Genomic DNA, 23,008 nt, shown 5'->3' on the forward strand with positions numbered 1-23,008 from the left:
CACGTCAATCACCGGGCCGCCCCCAGCGGAGCGCGCCGGCACGGGTCAGGGTGGAGCCAACTCCGTCACCAGGGCGAAGAGTTGGAACTCCGCCCCCTCCGCCGGCTCCGAGACCCCCACGGCCACCCACCGCCCGGTGCCGTCGGCCTCCCACAGGTCCACGTACCCCACGTAGGCGCTGAGGTAGGCCCACGGCTTCGGTATTCGCTCGTGCGGGTCCTCGGAGCGCAGGAAGACACCGGCGAGACTCTTCGGCTCCGCCGCACCCCACCGCTCCCCCAGCCGCTGCGAGACTCCCTCTCTGTACGCGGTGAACTGGTCCGCGATCTCCTCCCACCCGGACCGGTCGCCCGTCCCGAAACCGTGCGTCGTCTCCAGTACCACCAGGTGGTAGCCGGGTCCCCCCGCGCCGATCTCCGACCAGCCGTGCGCCGCGGGGAAGTCGCGGACGCACAGCTCGTCGATCGTGGCGAGGTGTCGCTCAGTGGTCATGAAGTCCAGTAAAGCGGTCACCACTGACATGTGGCGCCCCGTCAGGCGACAACGGCTGTCCGGACTCACGCGTCACGGCGGCGAACACTCCACGATCCGGCCAGGAGCGCGGCCGACGTCCACACGGCTGCCACCGCGAGCCCCGTCCACGGCCCGAGCAGGCCGTCCCACGTCTCGTGCAGGACCACCTGTCCCGCCCTGTCGGGCAGGAGGTCGGCCGCGTTGCCGGACATGTCCCCGACCACGAAGGAGACCAGCAGGAGGAAGGGGATGAGGATGCTCAGGGTGGCGACACCGCTGCGCAGCAGCGCGGTCAGACCGGCCGCGAACAGGGCCATCAGCGCCAGGTAGATGCCACAGCCCACGGCGCCCCGGAGCCCTTCGGCCCAGCTCATCGCGCTCGCCCGGTCGCCGAGGACGGCCCTGCCCACGGCTAGGGTCACAACTCCGGTGAGCAGGCCGACGGCCAGGGCGGGGATGCCGACGGCCGTCATCTTCGCCGCGAACCACCGGCCGCGGCGCGGTACGGCGGCCAGCGAGAGCCGCAGGGCCCCTCCCTGGAACTCGGCCGACATGGCCTGTGCGCCGAAGGTGATCGCCGCGATCTGCCCGAAACTGACGCCGAAGAACGCCGAGAACAGGGAGTCGAAATCCGCCTCCTGACCCTCGTCCCCGGCGTTGTCGAGTCCGGCCAGCGCGGAGAAGGCCGCGGTGACGAGGACGACGGCCCCCAGGCCCACGACGAGCGACCGCAGGGTACGGATCTTGAGCCACTCCGAGTGGAGTACGGGTGTGAACGGCACGGTCAGGCCTCCTGCCGCTGGGTCGGGGACTGCGCGGCCGGTGACGTCGGCGGCTGCGCGGCCGACGGCGTCGAGGGCTGTTCGGTCGGCGTCGGAGGCTGTGCGGCGAACTCGGCCTCCGTGGCGGTCAGATCGAGGTAGGCCTGTTCCAGCGTGGCCTCCTCGGCGACCAGTTCGAGGACGGGCAGACCCGCGCCCCAGGCGAGGCGGCCGACGTCCGCCACGCGCGCGTGGTGCACGATCAACCGTTCGCCCTCCCCCTCCCCCTCCCCCTCCCCCTCGCGCTCGACGGTGTCGTACCCGTGGCGTGCGAGCAGGTCACCGAGGGCCGCGCCGTCCGTGGTGCGTACCCGTACGCGGGGGTCCACGCGCGCGCGGATGAATTCCCGCATCGCCGTGTCGGCCAGCAGCCGGCCGCGTCCCAGGACGACCAGGTGGTCGGCGAACGACGCGGTCTCGTTCATCAGATGGCTGGAGACGAGCACGGTGCGGCCCTCGCGGGCGAGCCGGCGCAGCAACTCCCGGATCCAGATGATGCCTTCGGGGTCGAGTCCGTTCGACGGCTCGTCGAGCAGGATCACCGGCGGGTCGCCCAGGAGCGCCGCGGCGATGCCCAGACGCTGGCGCATGCCCAGGGAGTAGGTCCTGACACGGCGGTGGGCGACCGCGGCGAGCCCCGCCTCCGCCAGGACCTCGTCCACGCGCCGCTCCGGGAGGCGGTTGCTCGCGGCGAGCACGCGCAGATGGTCCCGCGCGGTGCGCGAGCCGTGTGCCGCCTGCGCGTCGAGCAGCGCGCCGACGTGCCGCAACGGTTCGTCGAACGTCGCGTACGCACGGCCGCCGAGCGTGGCGGTGCCGGCCGTGGGCCGGTCCAGGCCGAGCACGAGGCGCAGGGTGGTGGACTTCCCGGCGCCGTTGGGACCGAGGAAGCCGGTGACCCGGCCCGGCTCGACGCGGAAGGTCAGCCGGTCCACGGCGCGTGTGGTGCCGTACTCCTTGGTGAGGTCTCGGATGTCGATACTGGTCATGACTCAAGGCTGGCCGCCGGCACGGGACTTGGTCGTCCCCCGTCCGGGGAGGGTGTCTCCCCCGCTCGGGGGAGGCTCGTTGTCGGTGCCGGATGTCACGATGACGCCATGGTCCGCCTGCTGCGCCCGCTGACCCGCGGGACGACGTACACCCGCCTGGTGCACCTCTGGGTGCCCATGCTGCTGGTGAGCGTGTGGCTGTTCGTCTTCCCGGGGCAGCCGTGGGGGCCCGCGCTGCCGCTGATCCCGCTGGGACTGATCCCGGCCGTACGGCTGGGCGAGGGCGTGCAGGCACAGGTGCTGCTGACGCCGGGTGAGAAGGATCCGGGCTTCTCGGTGCGGCCTGCGGCCACCTGGGGGGACCGGTTCCGTACCGTGCTGTGGCTCGAAGTGCGGATGGTGCTGGGCGCGCTGGCCATGTTCAGCACCGTCTGGTTCCCGATGCTCGCCTATGACTTCACCGCGGCGGCGTTCGGGCACGCGGTGACGGACAACCCGCTCATGCGCATCACGCACCCGCACTGGGCGTACGGCCTGCTGGCGCCGCTCTGTCTGGTCGCGATGTACGCCTCCGTGGTCGGCCTCGGCGAGCTGGTGACCGTCGTCGCGCGCCGCCTCCTCGGGCCGTCGGCGGCCGAGCGGGTCGCCGCGCTGGAGGAGCGCACGGAGCAGCTCCTGGAGCGCACCCGTATCGCCCGTGAACTGCACGACTCGATCGGGCACGCGCTGACGGTGGCCGTCGTGCAGGCGGGTGCCGCGCGGGCCGCGGGCGACCCCGCGTTCACCGACCGGGCGCTGCTCGCCATCGAGGACACCGGCCGTGCCGCGCTGGAGGACCTGGAGCGGGTGCTGGGCCTGCTGCGCGAGACGCGGAGACCCGCGAGCGGCCGGCCGACGCTGGTGGAGGCCGACCGGCTCATGGAGTCCGCCCGCACCTCCGGGGCGAAGATCGACGCCGAGCTGACGGGTCCCCTGGAGACCGTGCCCGGGCCGGTCTCCCGCGAGGGCTACCGCATCCTCCAGGAGTGCCTCACCAACGTGCTGCGGCACGCGGGCCCGGTGCCCGTCCGCGTCCGCATCGCCGTCGAGGACCGGGCACTGACCCTGGAGGTGCGCAATCCGCTGACGGCCGGGATACCGGGGTCCGGCCCGGGCGGCGGTATGCGGGGCAGCGGGCTGCGGGGCATCCGGGAACGGTCCGCGCTGCTCGGCGGCACCGCGCGCACGGGCCCGGACGGAGGCGACTGGCAGGTGCACGTCGAACTGCCGCTGCGCTGATCTACGCTGGCCGGATGCCGGTCACCGTTCTGCTCGTCGACGACGAACCCCTCGTACGAGCCGGTCTGCGTGCCGTCCTGGAGGCGCAGCCCGACATCGAGGTCGTCGGGGAGGCCGCGGACGGTGCCGCGGTGATTCCGCTGGTGCGGCGGTTGCGCCCCGATGTCGTCGCGATGGACGTCCGTATGCCGCTGATGGACGGTATCGAGGCCACCCGCGCGGTGCTGCGGACCGTCGACCGGCCGCCGAAGATCCTCGTGATCACGACGTTCGAGAACGACGAGTACGTGTACGAGGCGCTGCGCGCGGGAGCCGACGGATTCCTGCTGAAGCGGGCCCGGCCGGCCGAGATCGTGCACGCCGTGCGGCTGGTCGCCGAGGGCGAGTCGCTGTTGTTCCCCGCCTCGGTACGGCAGTTGGCCGCCGAGTACGGGGCGGGCGACGGCAATCCCGCGGCCCGGGCGGCGCTGCGGCGGGCCGCGCTGACCGAGCGCGAGGCGGAGGTGCTGCGGCTGATGACACGGGGCCTGTCGAACGCGGAGATCGCCGCACGGCTGGTGGTCGGCACCGAGACGGTGAAGTCCCACGTCAGCGCCGTACTGTCGAAACTGGGAGCCCGGGATCGTACCCAGGCGGTGATCGCGGCATACGAGTCGGGGTTCGTGGCACCCGGCTGATTCCGGTTCCACTCGGCTGATTCCGGTCCGTGGCGGGGGTCCGGGGTGAACTGGTGATCCCCGGCACTCGCCGGGACCCGCCACGCCGAGTACGATCCGGCCAACCGACACGCGCAACGAGCTGGGAGGACGGACGTTGGGGCAGTTGACCGGCGGGGATCCCTCTCTGCTGCGGAGGATCAACTCCGCGGTGGTGCTGCACGCGCTGCGGGCCACGGATTTCGCGACACTCACCGAGATCACGCGGGTGACCGGTCTGTCCCGGCCCACCGTCGAGGGCGTCGTCGAGGGGTTGATGGACGGCGGGCTCGTCGTGGAGACAGCGGCCGACGAGAGCGCCGCGCGGCGCCAGGGGCGGCCCGCGCGCCGGTTCCGCTTCCGGGCGGAGGCGGGCCATCTGCTGGGTCTTGAGATCGGTCCGCACCGGGTGGCCGTGCTCCTGTCGGATCTGGACGGCCGGGTGCTCGGTTCGCTCGCCAAGGACGTCTGCGAGACGGCGTCGGCGGACGAACGGCTCGAACGGCTGCGTACAGCCGTCGCGGAGCTGCTGCGCCGTGCCGGGGTCGCGCGCGGCTCCCTGCGGGCCGTCGGGGCGACCTCGCCCGGCATCGTCGAGGCCGACGGCACGGTACGCCTCTGTACGGCGCTGCCGGAGTGGACGGGCCTGGCGCTGGGTGAACGGCTGCGCCGCTCCTTCAAGTGCCCGGTGATCGTGGAGAACGACGCCAACGCGGCGGCCGTCGCGGAGCACTGGAAGGGCGCCGCCACCGAGTCCGACGACATGGTGTTCGTGCTGGCCGGGCTGAGCCCCGGGGCGGGTTCCCTCATCGGCGGGCGGCTGCACCGCGGCTTCGGCGGGGCGGCCGGCGAGATCGGCGCGCTCCATCTGCTGGGCCGGGAGGTCACTCCGGAGACGCTGCTCTCCACGACCGACGAGCCGCTGCATCCGCTCGACGAACAGGCGGTGGCGGAGGTCTTCACGCACGCGCGTGCGGGCGACGAGCGGGCCCTGGCGGCCGTCGAGCGCTTCATACAGCGGCTGGTGCACGACGTCGCCGCGCTCGTCCTGGCCCTCGACCCCGAGCTCGTCGTGATCGGCGGCTGGGCGGCGGGTATCGACGGCGTGCTGGAGCCACTGCGCAAGGAGCTGGCCCGCTACTGTCTGCGGCCGCCCCGGGTGACGCTGTCGCTGCTGGGCGAGGCGGCCGTGGCGACGGGCGCGCTGCGACTGGCTCTCGACCACGTGGAGGAGGAGCTCTTCGCGGTGGAGAGCACGGTGACGGCCCGCCGCTGAACCCCGTCCGGGGTGCGCCGGCAGCAGAACGTCTCACCCCGGAGAACGGGGCGCGACGTGGGCGAACGGGTGACGACGGCAGCAGCCTGCCGGTCAGGAGGCGCGGCGCTCCGGGTCGTGGTGGATCTCCACACCGCCGGAGTCGCCGAAGGTCAGCCGGCAGGTGTCGGCGCGGTAGGTGGCGACGGAGACCGCCGCCGTGCGCCCCTCGGCGAAGTAGCGGGTCGTGACGACGAGGACGGGCGCACCGGGGAGCCGGTCCAGTTCCTTGGCGTCGTCCGCGCGCGCGGAGCCCAGCTCCACGGCGCGGTCCTCGCCCTCCAGGTCCAGACGCGCCAGCTCCCGCAGTACGGCACGCGCGCGTGCCGTACCCGACGGGGCGTCGATGCCGGACAGGTCGGGCACCGACGAGGCGGGGATGTAGAGGAGCTCGGCGGCGACGGGCTGGCCGTGCGTCACCCGGGAGCGGCGCACGATGTGCACCTGGTCCTCGGGGCCGGTCTCCAGGACCTGGGCCACCGTCGAGGGCGGGGCCGCCGTCACGCAGTCGGCGGGCTGCCAGGCGTCACCGGCGGCGCCCGGCCAGGTGTGCCGCTCGGAGGCGACGGCCACGCCCATGCGCGGCGGCGCCACGGTCGTGCCGACACCGCGGCGGCGCTGCAGTCGCCCTTCCAGTTCCAGCTGTTCCAGGGCCTGACGGAGCGTGGCCCGCGCGACACCGAACCGGGCCGCCAGGTCCCGCTCGTTCGGGAGGATCTCCCCCACCGAGAACTCGGAGTCCAGTGCTTCGCTGAGCACGGTCTTCAGATGCCAGTACTTGGGCTCCGGCACCGTATCCAACTGCGTGGTCCCCACCGTGTCCTCCGCAATCGCCGTGTCCCGGCGGCTTTTAGCGCCCTTGTTTATTAAAGGTTCCTGCACTATCCCAGCGACCATATGGCGACCCCCACCCTTGGTCAAGACCAATCCTCGATCCGTTACAGCTCGCACAGGCGCGTTGCCGCAGAGCGTTCATGCGACGTTCGCGATACGCCGCATACGTGACACAACGGCAAAGCCCCCGTCGCGCGGACGGGGGCTTTGCATACGACCGGGCGGGACCCGGCCGGTCGACGGCCTCAGTAGAAGGCCTCAGTCGATGACCCTCAGTCGGCGGCGAGGGACAGCAGCTTCTGCGGGTTGCGGATGATGTAGACGCACTGGATGCGGCCGTCGGCGATGTCCAGCTGGAAGACGCTGTCGGGCTTGTCGCCGGACAGCACGAGGAACGCCGGTCCGCCGTTGACCTCCAGGAAGCGGAACGTCGCGTCCGACACGCCCTTGCGCATGACGCCGCCGAGGAAGCGGCCCACCTTGTCGGCCGACTCGATGACCCGGACCGGAGCCGGGGCCAGCCCGCCGCTGTCGCCGATCAGGCGCACGTCCGGGGCCAGCAGGGACATGAGCCCTTCGAGGTCCCCCTCCGTCGCCGCCGCGAGGAACCGCTCGGTGAGGTCGCGCCGCTCGACGGGGTCGACCTCGTAGCGCGGCCGCCGCTCCTCGACGTGCCGGCGGGCCCGTCCGGCGAGCTGTCGCACCGCGGGCTCACTGCGGTCCAGCGTGACGGCGATCTCGGCGTACGGGTAGCCGAACGCCTCCCGGAGCACGAACACCGCGCGTTCCAGCGGTGAGAGGGACTCCAGGACGACGAGGACGGCCAGCGAGACCGAGTCCGCGAGGACGGCCCGCTCGGCCGTGTCGGGGACGGCGTCCCCGAAGTCGGTGACGTACGGCTCGGGCAACCAGGGCCCCACATAGGCCTCGTTACGGGCCCGGGCCTGCCGCAGCCGGTCGAGGGCGAGCCGGGTGGTGACCCGCACGAGATAGGCGCGCGGTTCGCGGACGTCGGAGCGGTCCCCCCCGGACCAGCGCAACCACGCCTCCTGGACCACGTCCTCGGCGTCGGCCACCCGGCCGAGCATGCGGTAGGCGACGCCCATCAGGACGGAACGGTGCTCTTCGAAGACCTCGGTCACGGTGTCGGTAGCCACGAGGCCATCCCAACCCGAGGTGTCAGCCCGTGTCCAGGCGATAAGCCCCTGTCCGGACCCTCGCGTCGGGACGGCGAGGCGGCTCACCCGGCGCGAGGGCTACCCGCCAGTAGCAATTGCTGACAAGCTGTCTAGGAGTCAGCCGGTCCCAGTCGAGGAGCAGCCCATGGCCGCCACGGTCTCCTTCAGCGTCCCCTCTCCGCACGGTCCGCGGTCCGTGACCCTCGCGTACAGGCGCGTGGGCACCGGCGAGCCGCTTCTGCTGCTGCACGGGATAGGCCACCACCGGCAGGCCTGGGACCCGGTCGTCGACCTCCTCACCTCCGAACGGGACGTGATCGCGGTGGACCTGCCCGGCTTCGGCGAGTCCCCCGCGCTGCCCGAAGGGCTCCCCCACGATCTGTCGACGATGGACGCCGCGCTCGCCGCGCTGTGCGAGACGCTGGAGCTCGACCGGCCGCATGTGGCGGGCAACTCCCTGGGCGGCCTGCTGGCCCTGGAACTGGGCCGCGAGAAGCTCGTACGGTCCGTCACGGCGCTGTCGCCCGCCGGGTTCTGGTCGCCCGGCGAGCGGCGGTACGCGTTCGGTGTGCTGCAGGCGATGCGGCGGGCCGCGCGGAGCATGCCGCTCCCGCTGGTCGAGCGGCTGTCCCGGTCGGCCGCCGGGCGCGCGGCGCTGACCAGCAGCATCTACGCACGCCCCGCCCGCCGTTCACCGGAGGCGGTGGTCGCCGAGACCCTCGCGCTGGCCAACGCCGAGGGATTCACCGAGACCCTCAGGGCGGGCACCTCGGTCCGGTTCACGGACGACGTCCCCGGTCTTCCCGTGACCGTCGCCTGGGGCACCAAGGACCGGATCCTGGTCCGCCGCCAGGGGGTCCGCGCCAAGCGGATCATTCCCCGGGCCCGGCTGGTGCGGCTGCCCGGCTGCGGGCACGTCCCGATGAACGACGATCCCGCGCTGGTCGCGCGCGTCCTCCTGGACGGCAGCCGCCCTACGTCCCACCCGGACCCGGCGGCGGCGCAACGCGCCTGATCCGAGGGCCACTCCGGCCCCCACCAGGGCGCTTCCCGCGGCCTGCGCCGGCCCGTAGGAGCCCGTTCCGACGAGCGGGGCCGTGCAGGCCGCGGCCACCGGGATGAGGCCGGAGAAGAGGGTCGCGCGCTCCGCGCCGATGCGCTGCATGGCCATGTACCAGCAGACGAAGCCGACGACCGTGACGATCGCCGCCTGCCACAGCAGTGCGACGGCCTCGGTGGTGTCCGGGGTCCGCAGCCAGGCGCGGCCGTCGAGGACGATCCCGGCGAGCGCCGACTCGGCCGCCGCGAGCCCGCACACCGTCGCGGACAGCAGCCGCGGTCCGAGCGGCCGCAGGACGGGGACGGCGAGCACCGCGAAGCCGATCTCGCCCACGAGCGCGCACACGGAGAAGGCGATTCCCGCTCCGTCGGTACGCCCCCAGCCCTGGACCGTGAAGGCGCCGGCGGCCACGAGCAACGCCCCGTACATCACGAGCCGTTGGGGTCGGCGGCCCTCCAGGAGGGGGACGACAACGGCGACGGCGACGGGCGCGCAGCCTACGAAGACACCCGGTATGGCGGGTTCCGCGGTGTGCTCCGCGGCGATGACGGCGAGGTTGAAGCCGACCATGCCGACGGCCGCGAGCAGCGCGAGACGTGCCCATTGACGGGGCGTCAGCGTCCGCAGGGGTGCCGCGCCGCCCCGTCCGACCAGCGGCAGGAGCAGCAGGCAGGCGAGGCCGTACCGCACGAACTGGCCGCCCGCGTAGGGGTAGTGGCCGAGGACGCTGTTGGCGGTGAAGGAGCCGCCGACGAGGACGGCTGCGAGGGCCGCGAGCAGGGTCCCGCGGGTGGTGGTGACGTTCATGGAAGTGACGCTATGAAGGAGGGCGGTCCGGTTTAAGGTCCACTTCCATGACGTCATCGGGGACCAATGCGCGGACCGGTCCGGATACGCCGTCGGCTGCGGGCCGGTCCGGCGCCTGGGAGACGCTCCTGCCCGCCGTCTCGGCACCGCCACGCGCGCGTGGCCGCGCTCTGCAGGCCGCGCTGCGGGACGCGGTCCGCTCGGGCCGCCTCGCGCCGGGCACCCGGCTGCCGTCCAGCCGCGAACTGGCCGCCGATCTCGGGGTGTCCCGTGGCCTGGTCACGGAGGCGTACGAGCAGTTGACCGCGGAGGGCTACCTGCGCAGCGGCCGGGGTGCCGGGACCTGGGTCGGCGGTGCCGTCCGGGCCGCCCTGCCCGGCGTACGGGACCTCGCGCCCCGCTCCCCGGGCGCCGTGGCGGACTTCCTGCCCGGCACGCCCGACCTGTCGCTGTTCCCCCGTGCGGCCTGGTCCGCCGCGGAGCGTGGCGTGCTCGCCGAACTGCCCCACCACGCGCTGGGCTACCCGGATCCGCGCGGGCTCCCCCGGCTGCGTACCGCCCTCGCCGAACTGCTCACCCGGCGCAGGGGGGTCGTCGCGGACCCGGAGCGGGTGGTCGTCGTGTCCGGGGTGGCCCAGGCGACCACCCTGCTCGGATTCGTGCTCCACGCGCGCGGGATGCGTGCTGTAGGCGTGGAGGATCCCGGCAGCCCCGAACACGAGACGCTGTACGCGTCGGCCGGCCTCGACGCCGTACCGCTGCCGCTGGACGACGAGGGGCTGGACACCGGGGCGCTGCGCGCGTCGGGGGTACGGGCCGTGGTGACGACGCCCGCGCACCAGTTCCCGACGGGGATCGCGTACTCGGCGCGGCGCCGCGCGGAACTCCTCGACTGGGCACGCGCGGTGGACGGGCTCGTCGTCGAGGACGACTACGACGGGGACTTCCGCTACGACAGGGCCCCGGTGGGCGCCCTTCAGGGACTCGATCCGGAACGCGTCGCGTACACCGGTTCCGTCAGCAAGTCGCTGGCGCCGGGGCTGCGGCTCGGCTGGCTGCTGGTACCGGCGTCGATGGCCGAGGAGGTCGTCGAACGCAAGCGCACGATGGATCTCGGACATCCTGTGATCGACCAGGCGCTGCTCGCCCGCTTCGTGGAACGCGGCGACTACGACCGGCAGCTGCGGCGCTGCCGGCGCGAGTACCGGCTGCGTCGTGACGCGCTCGTCGCGGCGCTGGCGGAGCACCTTCCCGGGACGGTGGTCTCCGGTATCGCCGCCGGGCTCCACGTCATCGCCGCGCTGCCGGCGCGGTACGGGCCGCCCGAGCGCTTCCTCGCGTCCGTGGGGGCGGCGGGGATCGCGGTCCGTGCGCTGTCCTCCTACACGCGTACGCCGCCTTCGGACGACGTGGTCCGCCTCGTCCTGGGCTACGCCCACGTCTCCCCTGCCCGCATCCGGGAGGGCGTCGGCGCGATGGCGGCGGCGATCGCCGCCAGGCCGGCGGGCTGACCGGGCCTGACCGCTGTCGCCTGCGGCGGCCTGCGCCGCGTGCAGCGCCGAAGGGCCGTCACCTTTCGCCTGCGGCCGAATGGGGGCTGGCCGCGCCGTTCCCCGCGCCCCTAAAAGCAAACGGCCCGCCCACCCCTGCGCCACCCACGAGAGGGACGCCCCTCAGGGGCGCGGGGAACAGCGCAGTCCTTACGCCCTTCAGGGGCGCGGGGAACAGCGCAATCGTTTCGCCCCCTCAGGGGCGCGGGGAACGGCGCAATCGTTTCGCCCCTCAGGGGCGCGGGGAACTGCGCAATCGTTTCGCCCCTCAGGGGCGCGGGGAACGGCGCAATCGTTTCGCCCCTCAGGGGCGCGGGGAACTGCGCAATCGTTTCGCCCCTCAGGGGCGCGGGGAACTGCGCGGTCAAACCCCGCAATGCGCGTTGTTCACTAGTGGTTTCCGCGTGCGCTGCGGCACACCAGTAGTTGTAGCCATGCACACCGGACGAACCCGCCCCAGGAGGCGCCCCATGTCAGTCAGCCCGCCGAGCCCGCTCCCCGGCCGCCGCAGCGTCCTGCGCGGCTCGCTCGCCGCGTCGGCGGCGCTCGCCCTGCCCTCCGCCCTCGGCGCCGCCGGCGCGGCCCCGGCGTTCGCCCTGTCGGGGCGCCCCCAGGCGCGATGGGGCGTCCAGGCCGGGGACGTGACCACGGACTCCGGCCTGGTGTGGGTCCGTTCCGACCGCCCCGCCCGCATGATCGTGGAGACCTCCGCGACGGAGTCCTTCCACAGGTCGCGAAAATGGCACGGCCCCCTCCTGGGCCCCGACACGGACTTCACGGGCACGGTCCCGCTGCGCGGCCTGCCGTCCGGGGAGCAGATCCACTACCGGGTGACGCTGGCCGACCCGGACGACTACCGCCGCACCGGCGACCCCGTACCGGGCACCTTCAGGACCGCGCCCTCGAAGCGGCGCCAGGACGTCCGGTTCCTGTGGTCCGGCGACATCGTGGGCCAGGGCTGGGGCATCAACCCGGACATCGGCGGCCTCTACGCGTACGAGGAGATGCGCCGCCGGAACCCCGACTTCTTCCTGTGCAGCGGCGACACCATCTACGCGGACGGCCCGCTGTCGTCGTCCGTGACGCTCCCGGACGGCCGGATCTGGCGGAACGTCACCACCGAGGAGAAGTCCAAGGTCGCGGAGACCCTGGCCGAGTACCGCGGCAACTTCCGCTACTCGCTGCTCGACGAGAACGTACGCCGCTTCAACGCGCAGGTCCCCACGATCACCCAGTGGGACGACCACGAGGTCACCAACAACTGGTACCCGGGCGAGATCCTCACCGACGCCCGCTACACGGTGAAGGACGTGAACACGCTCGCCACCCGCGCGCGCAAGGCCTTCAGCGAGTACTTCCCGATCTCCACGCTGCCCGCCACGGGTGAGGACGGCCGGGTGCACCGCGTCGTGCGCCACGGTCCGCTGCTGGACGTCTTCGTGCTGGACATGCGCACGTTCCGCAACGCCAACTCCCCGGACCGGCAGACCGACGACACCGTCGGCATCCTGGGCGCGGAGCAGCTGGTGTGGCTGAAGCGGGAGCTGGCGCGTTCGCGCGCGGTGTGGAAGGTGATCGCCTCCGACATGCCGCTCGGCCTGGTCGTACCGGACGGCGCGACGGACATCGAGGCCGTCGCCCAGGGCGACCCGGGCGCGCCGCTGGGCCGCGAGCTGCAGATCGCTGAGCTGCTGCGGTTCGTCAAGCACCGCCGGATCACCGGCACGGTGTGGCTGACGGCGGACGTGCACTACACCTCGGCGCAGCACTACGACCCGTCGCGCGCGGCCTTCAAGGACTTCGCGCCGTTCTGGGAGTTCGTCTCGGGTCCGCTCGCCGCGGGCGGTTTCCAGGCGAACGCGCTGGACGGCACGTTCGGTCCGGACCGGGTCTTCGTCCAGGCGCCCGACAGGGCGAACGTCTCGCCCATGGAGTCGCCGCAGTATTTCGGCGAGGTCGACATCGACGGGCAGAGCGGCGAGCTGACGGTCCGGCTGCGGGCGACCGGCGGAGCGGTCCTGTTCACGAAGGTGCTGCAACCGGGGCGTGTGGGGCAGTAGTTGACCGGCGTCACGCGAGGGGCTCAGGCTCCCGTAATCTCTTGCCTCGTGCCGCGTACCGGCGTCATCCCCCGGTACGCGGCACGTCGGGTTTCCCCGGTACGCGGCACGTCGGGTTTCCCGGGTCCCCGGGTTTGCCGGGCCTCTTGAGATTCTCGCGTCTTCGCAGGTCGGAGCGATTGTCAGTGGTCGCCTCTACGGTTTTTCCATGACGCGATCTTTGCAGGCCGTGGCCTACACCCGATCCTCCACGCTGGAGTCCGCACCGGACGGCCGGCGCCTGGGACTTGAGACCTCGCGGGGTGCGACGCCCCGTGGTGTCGAGGACCATCCCCGTTTCTTCGCGGGCTTCCTGACATCGCCTCAGGTCGCGTCGGCGGGGCTGCTCGCGGTGGCCGACGTGGCGGGGGCGCGCTACTACCAGCAGCAGCTGCGGTCGTCCCTCGACCCGGTGGTCACGGGCAACGGCGACCGGCTGCGTTTCGAGTCCTTCTCCGGCTGCGGCGGGGTGTACGCACGTCTGGACGTGCTGGCGGCGGGTCTCGACGGCGGCGAGATGGGCCACGGCACGACGAACGTCGACGTCAACAACCCCCTGCGCGAGGCGCTGTCGAGGATCGGCTCCGACGATCCGCTGCACCTGCGCGTCGGTCCGGACGAGCTGGCCGTGACCACCCTGGACGGGCCGGTCGTGGAGAAGAAGGTGCCCCTGCCGGACCGTTGGCTGCGGGGCTTCGCCGAGGCGCAGGTGACGGCGGCGGGTTTCGACCTGCGCGCCGAGCTGCCCGCGGCCGAGGCCGTGCGGTTCCTGCGCTCGCTGCCCCGCGCCGGCACGCGCGGCTCCTCCCGGGGTGTGCGGTGGGTGGTGCCCGCAGGAAACGTGCTGCGGCCGACGACCCGGCCGGTGCCCGGTGCGATCTGCCTCCCCGGCCCGGAGCGGCTGGTCGCCCTCCAGAGGGTCCTCCGCCACGCGTCGGCCCTGCGGGTGTACGGCCCCGCGCTGACCGGGAGCGCGGCGGCGGCCAGCGCCTGGGAGGTCGTCCTGCCCGGCATGCGGCTCACACTGACCCTGTCCCCGGAGGCTTCCCGCGGCTTCTCCGGTGAGGGCGGCGTGCTCGACGCGCTGGCCACCGACGAGGCGGCCGGGGACGCGGAGCTGATCTCGGTGCTGCTGGCGTGGGAGCCCAGGATCGACGTCGGTGATCTGGCCACCGCGTCGGGACTGCCGGCCGAGCGGGTGCGGGCGGCCCTCGTCCGGCTGGGCACCTCGGGGCGCGTGGGCTACGACACCGCGGAGGCCGCCTACTTCCACCGTGAACTCCCCTACGACGCCGAGCGCGTGGAGCGGCACAACCCCCGGCTGCGGGCCGCCCGGGACCTCGTGGGCGCGGGCGCGGTGGTCCTGGACGGCAACCTCGGCACGGTGACCGCGCAGGACGGGCACGCCCACCGGGTGCGCGACGACGCGGGAGTGCTGAGCTGCAGCTGCCTGTGGTGGGCCAAGTACCGCGGCGGACGAGGTCCGTGCAAACACGCGCTGGCGGTACGGATGGTCCGCCGCGGCGCGGTGTCCGGACAGGCGGAGGTTCTGGTCGAGGGGGGTGCGCGATGAGCGGTGCGAGCGGCGCGCCGGCGGTGAGCGGGACAGCGGTGGACGGGGCGGTATCGAGGAACGGGGTGGTGTCGGTGAGTGGTGTGGGATTGGTGAGCGGGGTGGTGTCGGTGAGCGGTACGTCGGTCAGCGACGCGTTGCTGAAGGCCGTGCGGGCGGGGCGGACGGGTGAGGCCGCGGGCCTGCTCGACGGGATGACGGATCCCGAGCGAAGGCTCTGTCTGCCGGCGCTCAAGGAACTGCGCAAGGAGTTGCGGGGCGCGCCGTGGGACGCCACGTCCCGCAAGGCGTACCCCACGCTGCACGCGGCCGGGGCGGCCTGCCACACCGGAGCGGCCGGTACGGCGGCCTGGATCGGCGCAGCCGACATGCGCTGGTCCCAGGCGTCCGCCGCGACCCTGCTGCATGTGCTGGGCGACCGGGATCGGGACTGGCTGGGCAACCTCGCGCAGCGACTCGCGGACCGCCCGTCGACCTCCCAGGTGCCCTACGAGCTGATGGCGGGACTGGTACGGCTGTCCGGTTGCCCGGTGCCGACGACGGAGACCTATGTCGTCGGCTGGGTCGAGCAGATCGGCAGCCTCTGGGAGCGCGGTGACACCGTCCTGGACCGGCTGCGTCAGGATCCGTACACGCCGGAACTCGTACCCGCCCTCTTCGAGATCCCGGACATCGGCAGCCACCTGGACTGGCTGTTCGGCGACGGCCCGGACAGCTGGATCGAAGCCCTCGCGAGGCTCACCGAGGAAGGCGTTCTCGACCGCGAGGCCATGATCGACGCCTGCGTCGCCCGGCTGCTGCGCGGTGTCGTGGCGTCCGACTGCCGGGTCTTCCTGAGGCTGTTGACGGCACTGGAGCCGACCGGGGACGAGGAGCGGGAGCGGGTGGCGGACTGGCTGGCGCTCGTCTCCCACCCGTCCTCCACCGTGGCGTCGCACGCCCGGTCGGTGCTCGGCTCGCTGGCGCTGGCCGGCGAGATCGCGCCCCGGCAGCTGGCCGAGATGTCCGCGGTCGTGCTGTTCCGCACGGAGAAGAAGCTGGTACGCGCCCAGCTCGTGCTCCTCGGGAAGGTGCTCCGGCACGACCCGTCGAGCGCGGCGGAGCTGCTGCCCGCGGTGGCGCACGCCTTCGGGCACGAGGACACGGACGTACAGGAGCGGGCGCTGAAGCTGGTGGAGCGGTACTTCGGCGGGATCGGGACGGCGGACCCGCGGGCGCGGGACGAAGTGGCCGATGCCGTCGCCCAGTTGAGCGCCGGTCTGCGGGCACGCGCGATCACGGCCCTGGGACTGGACGCGGACGAGCACGCGTCGCAGCCGCACCTGGAGCTGCTGCCGCCCGCACCGGAGCCGTCACGCCTCGCGCCGGCGCCGGACACGGTGATCGAGGTGGCCGAGGAGGTCGGCGCTCTGATGGTGTCCGCCGATACCGACATGGCGGCGTTCGAGCGCGCCCTGGACGGCCTGGTGCGGCACGCGTACCTGCGGCAGGAGGAGCTGGCCGAGGCCCTGAAGCCGGCGGTCGCGCGGAGCTGGTGGATGGGCACCGATCATCATCCCTACTCGTCGGACGAACACTTCCGGCGCGATCCCTACGGGCTCGAAGTGGTGCTCGCGGCCCTGGTGGGCCGGGTGCACACGTCCACGCTGCACGAGGCCCATGAGCACGGTCCGGTGTCGGACCCCTGTGTGCACCGCGCGCTGTCCGCAGTCTTCAACGCGCGTCTGTGGGAGGCGGCCTACCGGGTGCGGACCGACCCGATGCCGTTCCTGCTGGCCACCCCCATCTGGTCGTCGGGGTTCCTGGAGCCGGACGAGCTGGTGGCCCGCCTCACCGAGTACGACCGGCTCGGCGCCCGGCCCGGCGAGGTCGACTTCACACAGGCGCTGCTCCGGGTGCGCCGCGACGACCGGGCGGCGAGCGCGTCCGCCGCCGGACGGGCCGCCGCGCTCGGCACGGTGGAGGGCGAGCGGCTGGCCCGATGGCTCCTGAGCGAGGAGCCCACGACCCCCACGACCAGCCGCCACGTCACGGCGGAGCGCATCCTGCTCGGACTCGGCGAGCTCGACGGACTGCCGAGCGACCTCCCCCTGGCGTTCCGTCAGCTCGCTCTGCCCGTCGGCGCCTTCAACGCGCACACCTACTGCCACCACTACTACTGGAACCGGGTCGAGCGGCAGCACTGGCTGGCCGTGGTGCCCGGGCGGCGGGAGCTGGTGGCCGCGCGCCTGGTGCGCGAGGTCTCCACGGTCGCGGTGAAGGACACCCGCGGGATGGCCGCGGTCCTGCCGCTGCTCGCCGAGGCGGAGGGCGAAGCGGGTGAGGCCCTGCACCTGTGCGTGGCGTACGGGCTGGGCGCGCGACACCCGGAGGACCGGCTCAGCGCGGTGGACGCCCTGCTGGTGCTCGCCGCGCGAGGGCAGTTGGACGCCGAGCGGCTCGGCGGGGATCTGGGACAGCTGGTGCGGATGGGGGCGGTGAAGCCACTGCGGCTCACCGAGTCCGTACGGACCGCGGCGACCACCGGGGCGTACTCCACCGTCTGGTCGATACTCGGCGCCGCACTGCCCGCGATGCTCGCGGGCCTCGCCGCGGACGGCGCCGCTCCGGCCGTCCGGGGGATGGGCGAACTGCTGGCCGTCGCCGCCGAGTGCGCGGAGCGAACCGGCGCGCACGGCGATGTGGAGCATCTCGCACCGGTGGCGGAGCGGAGCGGTTCGTCGCGGCTCGTGGCGCAGGCCCGTCGGCTGCGTGCCACGCTGGAACAGGGGGTGGCTGCCTGATCCGGCCAGCCGTGGCCGACCAGGTCGTACAGGCAGGCCGACCAGGTCGTTCAGACAGGCGGACGAGTTGCGTAGGGAAATCGTAAAAAGCGCAACAAAAAAGACAGATACATACTTAACCGATCAGTCACAAAGCGTTCGCGATCACGCAACACCCGTACTTCACAGTGACTGTATGACTCCAGACATGTCTGATGTGACGCGTGCGAAAAACGGCCGGCCGGTCCACCACTGGCGCAGGGACCTCGTAGAACTGGCCGCTCTGTTCACGGCGGTGGCGGTCGCCGACGCCGTGGCGAACCTGATCGGGCACGGCCCCGACGGGCCCGCCCTCCTCGCGATCTCGGCGGTCGCGCTGATCGCCACGGCGGGTTTCCACACATGGTGGTCACGACGCCACGGTCACGCCCCGCCGACAGGCGATACCGGCGCCCGGTCCGTCGCGTCCGCGCGGCGGGCCGGGACGACCGAGGGCGACCCGAGCACACCGGAGACGGAAGCCGGCAACGGCTCGGGCGAAGGCTCCGGCTCCGGCTCCGGCTCCGGCGGGACCGTGCTGTGGCGGATGCGGACCACCGTGCGGGACGAGCCGGGTTCGCTGGCCGCGCTGTGCATGGCGCTGGCGGAGCTGCGGGTCGACATCCTGAGCCTGCAGACGCATCCGCTGACCGAGGGCACGGTGGACGAGTTCCTGCTGCGCGCCCCCGCGCCGGTGGCGGCGTCCGAGGTCACGCGGGCGGTGTCGCTGTCCGGTGGCTTCGGCACCTGGATCGAGCGGGCCGACGCGCACGACCTGGTGGACGCGCCCACCCGTGTACTGGGCCTGGCGACCCGTACGGCGCTGGACGCGGCGGAACTTCCGCTGGCGTTGCGGCAGTTGCTGGGACGGTGCACGATCCGTTCGCTGCCCGCCACATCGGTGCGCGGGGATCGTCCGGAGGCGGGGGCGCCCGTCGAGGGCGCGCTGGAGGAGACGGTGATGCGGCTGCGCGCGCCGGAAGGCGGAGTGATCACTGTGGAGCGGCCGTATCTGCCGTTCACGCCGACGGAGTTCGCCCGGGCCCGGGCGCTGGTCGAGCTGGACGCACGGCTCGGGCCGCGGGTGCCGCGCAGCCGGGACGTACTGACGCTGCCGCAGGGCAAGGACATCATCGTGCGCCGTGCCGACGCCGGTGACGTCGAGGCCGCGAAGGCCATGCACGAGCGGTGCTCGCAGCGGACGTTGAGCATGCGGTACCACGGGCCCGTCGGCGACGCGGACAAGTACCTCAAGCACCTCCTCAGCCCGCACTTCGGGCGCACGCTCGCCGTGCAGACCGCGTCGGGGCGCGTCGTGGGGCTCGGGCATCTCCTGTGGGACGGCGACGAGACCGAGATCGCCCTGCTGGTGGAGGACGACTGGCAGCGGCGCGGGATCGGCGGCGAACTGCTCCGCCGCCTGGTGGCGATGGCCGTCGAGGCCGGCTGCGACAGCGTGTACGCCGTCACGCAGGCGGCCAACACCGGCATGGTCGCCGCGATGCGCGGCCTCGATCTCCCCCTGGACTACCAGATCGAGGAGGGCACCCTCGTCATCACGGCCCGTCTGGAGACGGCGTCACCGCGCGCGGAGGACGCCGGGCACGAACGCGAGCACTCCGTGCGCGACTGACGCGGGACAGCATATGAACCCATGGATCTATTACCGCGTGGGCCCATGACCTCGTGACCTCGTGAGCCCATGAGCGTGTGACGGCGCAGGCCCGGCCCGGCCCGGCGACAATCCCGGCCGGGCCTGCCGCCGTCACGCGCTCACGTCAGACGCTTCCAGCACCCAGTGCGCCGCCGCGCCCCGCGTGCCCCGCCCGCCCCGCCGTCCCCAACGCCCCGTCCAGGTCCCGCCAGAGGTCCTCCACGTCCTCCAGCCCCACCGACAGCCGCAGGAGCCGGTCGCTCACACCGCTCCCCCGCCGGTCCGCCGCGTCCACGACACGATGACTGATCGAGGCGGGGTGCTGGATCAGCGTGTCGACACTGCCGAGGCTCACCGCCGGGGTGACCAGCCGGACCGCGGCGATCACCTCGTGCGGGTCGCCATGGACCTCGAACGCGATCATGGCGCCGCCGAGCCTCGGATAGTGGACGCGAGCGACCCGCGGGTCGTCGGCGAGACGCCGGGCCAGTTCGGCGGCGTTCGCGGAGGCGGCGCGCACCCGTACGGGCAGTGTCGACAGGCCGCGCAGCAGCAGATACCCGGCGAGCGGATGCAGCACCCCTCCCGTGGCGAACCGGATCTGCCGCAGCCGCCCCGCGAACTCCTCGTCGCAGGCCACCACTCCGGCCATCACGTCACCGTGCCCGCCCAGGTACTTGGTGGCGCTGTGGAGCACGAGCCGCGCCCCGTGTTCGACGGGCCGTTGCAGCACCGGGGTGGCGAAGGTGTTGTCGGCGAGCAGCGGGACGCTCCCGCAGGCGTGGGCGATCGCCCGCAGATCGAGTTCGGCGAGCGTCGGATTGGCCGGTGACTCGACCAGCACCAGACCGGTGTCCGGCCGCAGGGCGTCCTCGATCCCGGCGGGGTCGACCCATGTCACCTCGGAGCCGAGGAGCCCGGCCGTCAACAGGTGGTCGCTGCAGCCGTACAGGGGCCGCACGGCGACGACATGGCGCAGTCCCAGGGAATTGCGTACGAGGAGTACGGCGCTCAGCGCGGCCATGCCGCTCGCGAAGGCCACGGCGCTCTGCGTGCCCTCCAGCCGGGCGAGCGCCGTCTCGAAACGGGCGACGGTCGGGTTGCCGAGCCGGCCGTAGACCGGCGGACCGTCCGGCTCGGCCCCGTCGGTGGCGAAGGCGTCGATACGGGCCGCCTCGCCCCGGCTGTCGTACGACGGATAGGTCGTGGACAGATCGATCGGCGCGGCGTGCAGGCCCTGCCGGGCGAGATCGTCCCGCCCCGCGTGCACGGCTTCGGTGTCCAGGGCCCGTACGCCAGTACTCGAAGCCCTCACCGCCCTGGCCTGCCGGCCGCACCCGTCCGGCGTCCTGTCCCCCAAGTCGTCGCACACGTCGCGCATGCCGTCGCGTACGCCGCCACGCACACCGTCGCGTACGCCATCGAATTCGCCGTCGCGTCCGCCGTCGCGTATGCCGTCGTGTATGTCAGTGCTGCCGAGATCCATGTGCGGCAGCCTGAACAACAGGCGGGGTTGCGGGGCAGAACGCCGTGCTACGTTCGGCGGATGGCCGAATCCGTCGTACTGGACCCGGTGGACCTGCATCTTCTGCGCCTTCTGCAGAACGACGCCCGGACCACGTACCGGGATCTCGCCGCGCAGATCGGGGTGGCGCCCTCGACCTGCCTGGACCGGGTCACCCGGCTGCGCCGCTCGGGCGTCATCCTCGGCCATCAGCTGCGGCTCGATCCGGCGAAGCTGGGCCGGGGCCTGGAGGCCCTGCTGTCCGTGCAGGTCAGGCCGCATCGGCGGGAGTTGGTCGGGCCGTTCGTCGAGCGGATCAGATCGCTGCCGGAGTCGCGTACGGTCTTCCATCTCACCGGGCCCGACGACTATCTGGTGCATGTCGCGGTCGCCGACATGGCGGATCTGCAGCGGCTGGTTCTCGACGGTTTCACCGCGCACCGCGAGGTGGCGCGCGTCGAAACCCGGCTGATCTTCCAGCAGTGGGACTGCGGCCCCCTGCTGCCGCCCGACCCGCAGGGCGCGACGACTTCGGGTGCCACGCCCTCGGCGAAATCGGGCTGACACGGCAAAAGGCCTGGATAACGGGGCTGACGCGGCGGCGGTCCCCGTATGAGGATGGCTGTATGTCACAGACGAAGAACCCGCTGCCCCGCGAGGTCGCCGACACCTACGTCGACGAACTCATCGCCCTCGACCCGGTCACCGGTACGTACCTCGGCGTGAACGAGAGTTCCGGCAGGCTGTCCGACACCTCGCCCGGCGGACTGGAGGCGCTCGCGCGGTTGGCGAGGACGACGCTGGCCCGGCTCGACGAGGCGGAGCGGCAACCGGGCGCGGACAGTGACATCGAGCGCCGGTGCGCGCGCCTGCTGCGCGAGCGCCTCACCGCCGAACTCGGTGTGCACGACGCCGAGGAGAGCCTGCGGGCCGTCGGCAACATGCACACGCCCGTGCACGCGGTGCGCGAGGTGTTCACGGTGACGCCGACGGACACGGACGAGGACTGGGCCGCGATCGCCGAACGGCTGCGCGCGGTACCGACGGCACTCGACGGCTACCGCGAGTGCCTCTCCCTCGGCCTGGAGCGCAAGCTGTACGCGGGTCCGCGCCCCACCGCGACCTTCATCGGGCAGCTCACCGAGTGGTCGGACACGGACGGTTCGGGCCGCGGCTGGTTCGAGGACTTCGCGTCGGCCGGACCGGAGTCGCTGCGCGCGGAACTCGACGAGGCCGCGCGGACGGCGACCGCCGCCGTGGTCGCGCTGCGCGACTGGATGCGTGAGGTGTACGCGCCCGCGATCGAGGGCGCACCGGACACCGTGGGCCGCGACCGGTACGCGCGCTGGTCGCGCTACTTCAACGGTACGGATCTCGACCTGGACGAGGCGTACGCGTACGGCTGGGCCGAGTACCACCGGCTGCGCGCCGAGATGGAGAAGGAGGCCGAGAAGGTCCTGCCCGGCGCCGCGACCCCGTGGGTGGCGCTCGCCCACCTCGACGAGCACGGCAGGCACATCGAAGGGGTCGACGAGGTCCGCGAGTGGCTGCAGAGCCTGATGGACCAGGCGATCGAGGAGCTGGACGGCACCCACTTCGAACTCGCCGAGCGGGTACGGAAGGTGGAGTCCCGCATCGCCCCGCCGGGCAGCGCCGCCGCCCCGTACTACACACCGCCGTCGGAGGACTTCTCCCGCCCCGGCCGTACGTGGCTGCCGACGATGGGGCAGACCCGTTTCCCGGTGTACGACCTGGTGTCGACCTGGTACCACGAGGGCGTCCCCGGCCATCATCTCCAGCTCGCCCAGTGGGCCCACGTCGCCGAGAACCTCTCGCGCTACCAGGCGACCATCGGCGGTGTCAGCGCCAACTGCGAGGGCTGGGCCCTGTACGCGGAACGGCTCATGGACGAACTCGGCTACCTCAAGGACGCCGAGGAACGGCTCGGTTATCTGGACGCGCAGATGATGCGCGCGGCCCGTGTCATCGTCGACATCGGCATGCACCTGGAGCTGGAGATTCCGGCGGAGTCGCCGTTCCACCCGGGCGAGCGGTGGACTCCGGAGCTGGCCCAGGAGTTCTTCGGCGCGCACAGCAGCCGCCCCGCGGACTTCGTGGAGAGCGAGCTGACCCGCTACCTGTCGATCCCGGGCCAGGCCATCGGTTACAAGCTCGGCGAGCGCGCCTGGCTGCTGGGCCGGGAGAACGCGCGCAAGCGGCACGGGGACGCCTTCGACGCGAAGGCGTGGCACATGGCGGCGCTGTCCCAGGGGTCGCTGGGCCTGGACGACCTGGTGGACGAGCTGTCCCGGCTCTGAGACGGAACACGGCGTACGG

At 72.7% G+C, this 23,008-nt stretch carries 17 protein-coding genes and 1 pseudogene; 11 read left to right on the forward strand and 7 right to left on the reverse strand.

The genetic code is table 11. From position 1 onward, the window contains the following. Positions 1-45 precede the first annotated feature (45 nt). The 3 genes from IE278_RS20590 to IE278_RS20600 form a co-directional block, all read right to left on the reverse strand. Positions 46-492, reverse strand: a complete 447-nt coding sequence (locus IE278_RS20590; protein WP_189774394.1) for a hypothetical protein — start codon at positions 490-492, stop codon at positions 46-48. Positions 493-557: 65 nt separating this feature from the next. Continuing rightward, positions 558-1,295, reverse strand: coding sequence for an ABC transporter permease (locus tag IE278_RS20595; protein ID WP_189774396.1), 738 nt, complete (start codon positions 1,293-1,295; stop codon positions 558-560). Positions 1,296-1,297: 2 nt separating this feature from the next. After that, positions 1,298-2,323, reverse strand: a complete 1,026-nt coding sequence (locus IE278_RS20600; RefSeq protein ID WP_189774398.1) for an ABC transporter ATP-binding protein — start codon at positions 2,321-2,323, stop codon at positions 1,298-1,300. Positions 2,324-2,431: 108 nt separating this feature from the next. Between IE278_RS20600 and IE278_RS20605 the strand changes: the two genes are divergently transcribed. The 3 genes from IE278_RS20605 (at position 2,432) to IE278_RS20615 (ending at position 5,572) form a co-directional block, all read left to right on the forward strand. After that, positions 2,432-3,601 carry a sensor histidine kinase gene (locus tag IE278_RS20605; RefSeq protein ID WP_189774400.1) on the forward strand — a complete coding sequence of 390 codons (1,170 nt, stop codon included), beginning with the start codon at positions 2,432-2,434 and terminating at the stop codon, positions 3,599-3,601. Positions 3,602-3,615: 14 nt separating this feature from the next. Then, positions 3,616-4,278, forward strand: coding sequence for a response regulator transcription factor (locus tag IE278_RS20610; protein ID WP_189774402.1), 663 nt, complete (start codon positions 3,616-3,618; stop codon positions 4,276-4,278). Between the two features lie 136 nt (positions 4,279-4,414). Continuing rightward, the gene (locus tag IE278_RS20615; RefSeq protein ID WP_189774404.1) at positions 4,415-5,572 is read left to right on the forward strand and encodes an ROK family transcriptional regulator; all 1,158 of its coding nucleotides are present in this window, start codon (positions 4,415-4,417) and stop codon (positions 5,570-5,572) included. A gap of 93 nt (positions 5,573-5,665) precedes the next feature. On the opposite strand, the gene IE278_RS20620 is transcribed toward IE278_RS20615, so the two are convergent. Both IE278_RS20620 and IE278_RS20625 read right to left on the reverse strand, forming a co-directional pair. Further along, positions 5,666-6,427, reverse strand: a complete 762-nt coding sequence (locus tag IE278_RS20620) for a GntR family transcriptional regulator (protein WP_189774472.1) — start codon at positions 6,425-6,427, stop codon at positions 5,666-5,668. A gap of 290 nt (positions 6,428-6,717) precedes the next feature. Beyond that, positions 6,718-7,602: an RNA polymerase sigma-70 factor gene (locus IE278_RS20625; RefSeq protein ID WP_189774406.1), complete on the reverse strand. Its 885-nt coding sequence runs from the start codon at positions 7,600-7,602 to the stop codon at positions 6,718-6,720. Positions 7,603-7,768: 166 nt separating this feature from the next. Between IE278_RS20625 and IE278_RS20630 the strand changes: the two genes are divergently transcribed. Continuing rightward, the gene (locus IE278_RS20630) at positions 7,769-8,638 is read left to right on the forward strand and encodes an alpha/beta fold hydrolase (protein WP_189774408.1); all 870 of its coding nucleotides are present in this window, start codon (positions 7,769-7,771) and stop codon (positions 8,636-8,638) included. Positions 8,639-8,701: 63 nt separating this feature from the next. Here the strand turns inward: IE278_RS20630 and IE278_RS20635 are convergent. Continuing rightward, a pseudogene (locus tag IE278_RS20635) lies at positions 8,702-9,547 on the reverse strand (DMT family transporter); the annotation flags it as partial. Here IE278_RS20635 and pdxR point away from each other — a divergent pair. The 5 genes from pdxR (at position 9,538) to IE278_RS20660 (ending at position 19,146) form a co-directional block, all read left to right on the forward strand. Then, positions 9,538-11,001, forward strand: a complete 1,464-nt coding sequence (pdxR, locus tag IE278_RS20640; protein WP_189774410.1) for a MocR-like pyridoxine biosynthesis transcription factor PdxR — start codon at positions 9,538-9,540, stop codon at positions 10,999-11,001. The pseudogene IE278_RS20635 and the gene pdxR sit on opposite strands and share 10 nt — an antisense overlap. A 509-nt stretch (positions 11,002-11,510) precedes the next feature. After that, positions 11,511-13,100, forward strand: a complete 1,590-nt coding sequence (locus IE278_RS20645) for an alkaline phosphatase D family protein (RefSeq protein WP_189774412.1) — start codon at positions 11,511-11,513, stop codon at positions 13,098-13,100. Between the two features lie 208 nt (positions 13,101-13,308). Continuing rightward, the gene (locus IE278_RS20650; protein WP_189774414.1) at positions 13,309-14,712 is read left to right on the forward strand and encodes an SWIM zinc finger family protein; all 1,404 of its coding nucleotides are present in this window, start codon (positions 13,309-13,311) and stop codon (positions 14,710-14,712) included. A gap of 74 nt (positions 14,713-14,786) precedes the next feature. Next, complete coding sequence (locus IE278_RS20655; RefSeq protein ID WP_444546114.1) at positions 14,787-17,495, forward strand: DUF7824 domain-containing protein; 2,709 nt, start codon at positions 14,787-14,789, stop codon at positions 17,493-17,495. A 187-nt stretch (positions 17,496-17,682) separates the two neighbouring features. Next, positions 17,683-19,146: a GNAT family N-acetyltransferase gene (locus IE278_RS20660; RefSeq protein ID WP_246570434.1), complete on the forward strand. Its 1,464-nt coding sequence runs from the start codon at positions 17,683-17,685 to the stop codon at positions 19,144-19,146. Between the two features lie 145 nt (positions 19,147-19,291). Here IE278_RS20660 and IE278_RS20665 read toward each other — a convergent pair whose 3' ends face one another. Further along, the gene (locus IE278_RS20665) at positions 19,292-20,653 is read right to left on the reverse strand and encodes a trans-sulfuration enzyme family protein (protein ID WP_373312042.1); all 1,362 of its coding nucleotides are present in this window, start codon (positions 20,651-20,653) and stop codon (positions 19,292-19,294) included. Between the two features lie 60 nt (positions 20,654-20,713). Here IE278_RS20665 and IE278_RS20670 point away from each other — a divergent pair, with 60 nt between their 5' ends. Next, a complete protein-coding gene (locus IE278_RS20670; protein ID WP_189774416.1) occupies positions 20,714-21,235 on the forward strand; it encodes an Lrp/AsnC family transcriptional regulator in 522 nt (173 codons plus the stop codon). Between the two features lie 62 nt (positions 21,236-21,297). Then, positions 21,298-22,989 (forward strand): DUF885 domain-containing protein, encoded by a 1,692-nt coding sequence (locus IE278_RS20675; RefSeq protein WP_189774417.1) that lies wholly within the window; start codon positions 21,298-21,300, stop codon positions 22,987-22,989. Positions 22,990-23,008 lie beyond the last annotated feature (19 nt).

The organism is Streptomyces tauricus, assembly GCF_014650955.1.
Lineage (GTDB): Bacteria > Actinomycetota > Actinomycetes > Streptomycetales > Streptomycetaceae > Streptomyces > Streptomyces tauricus.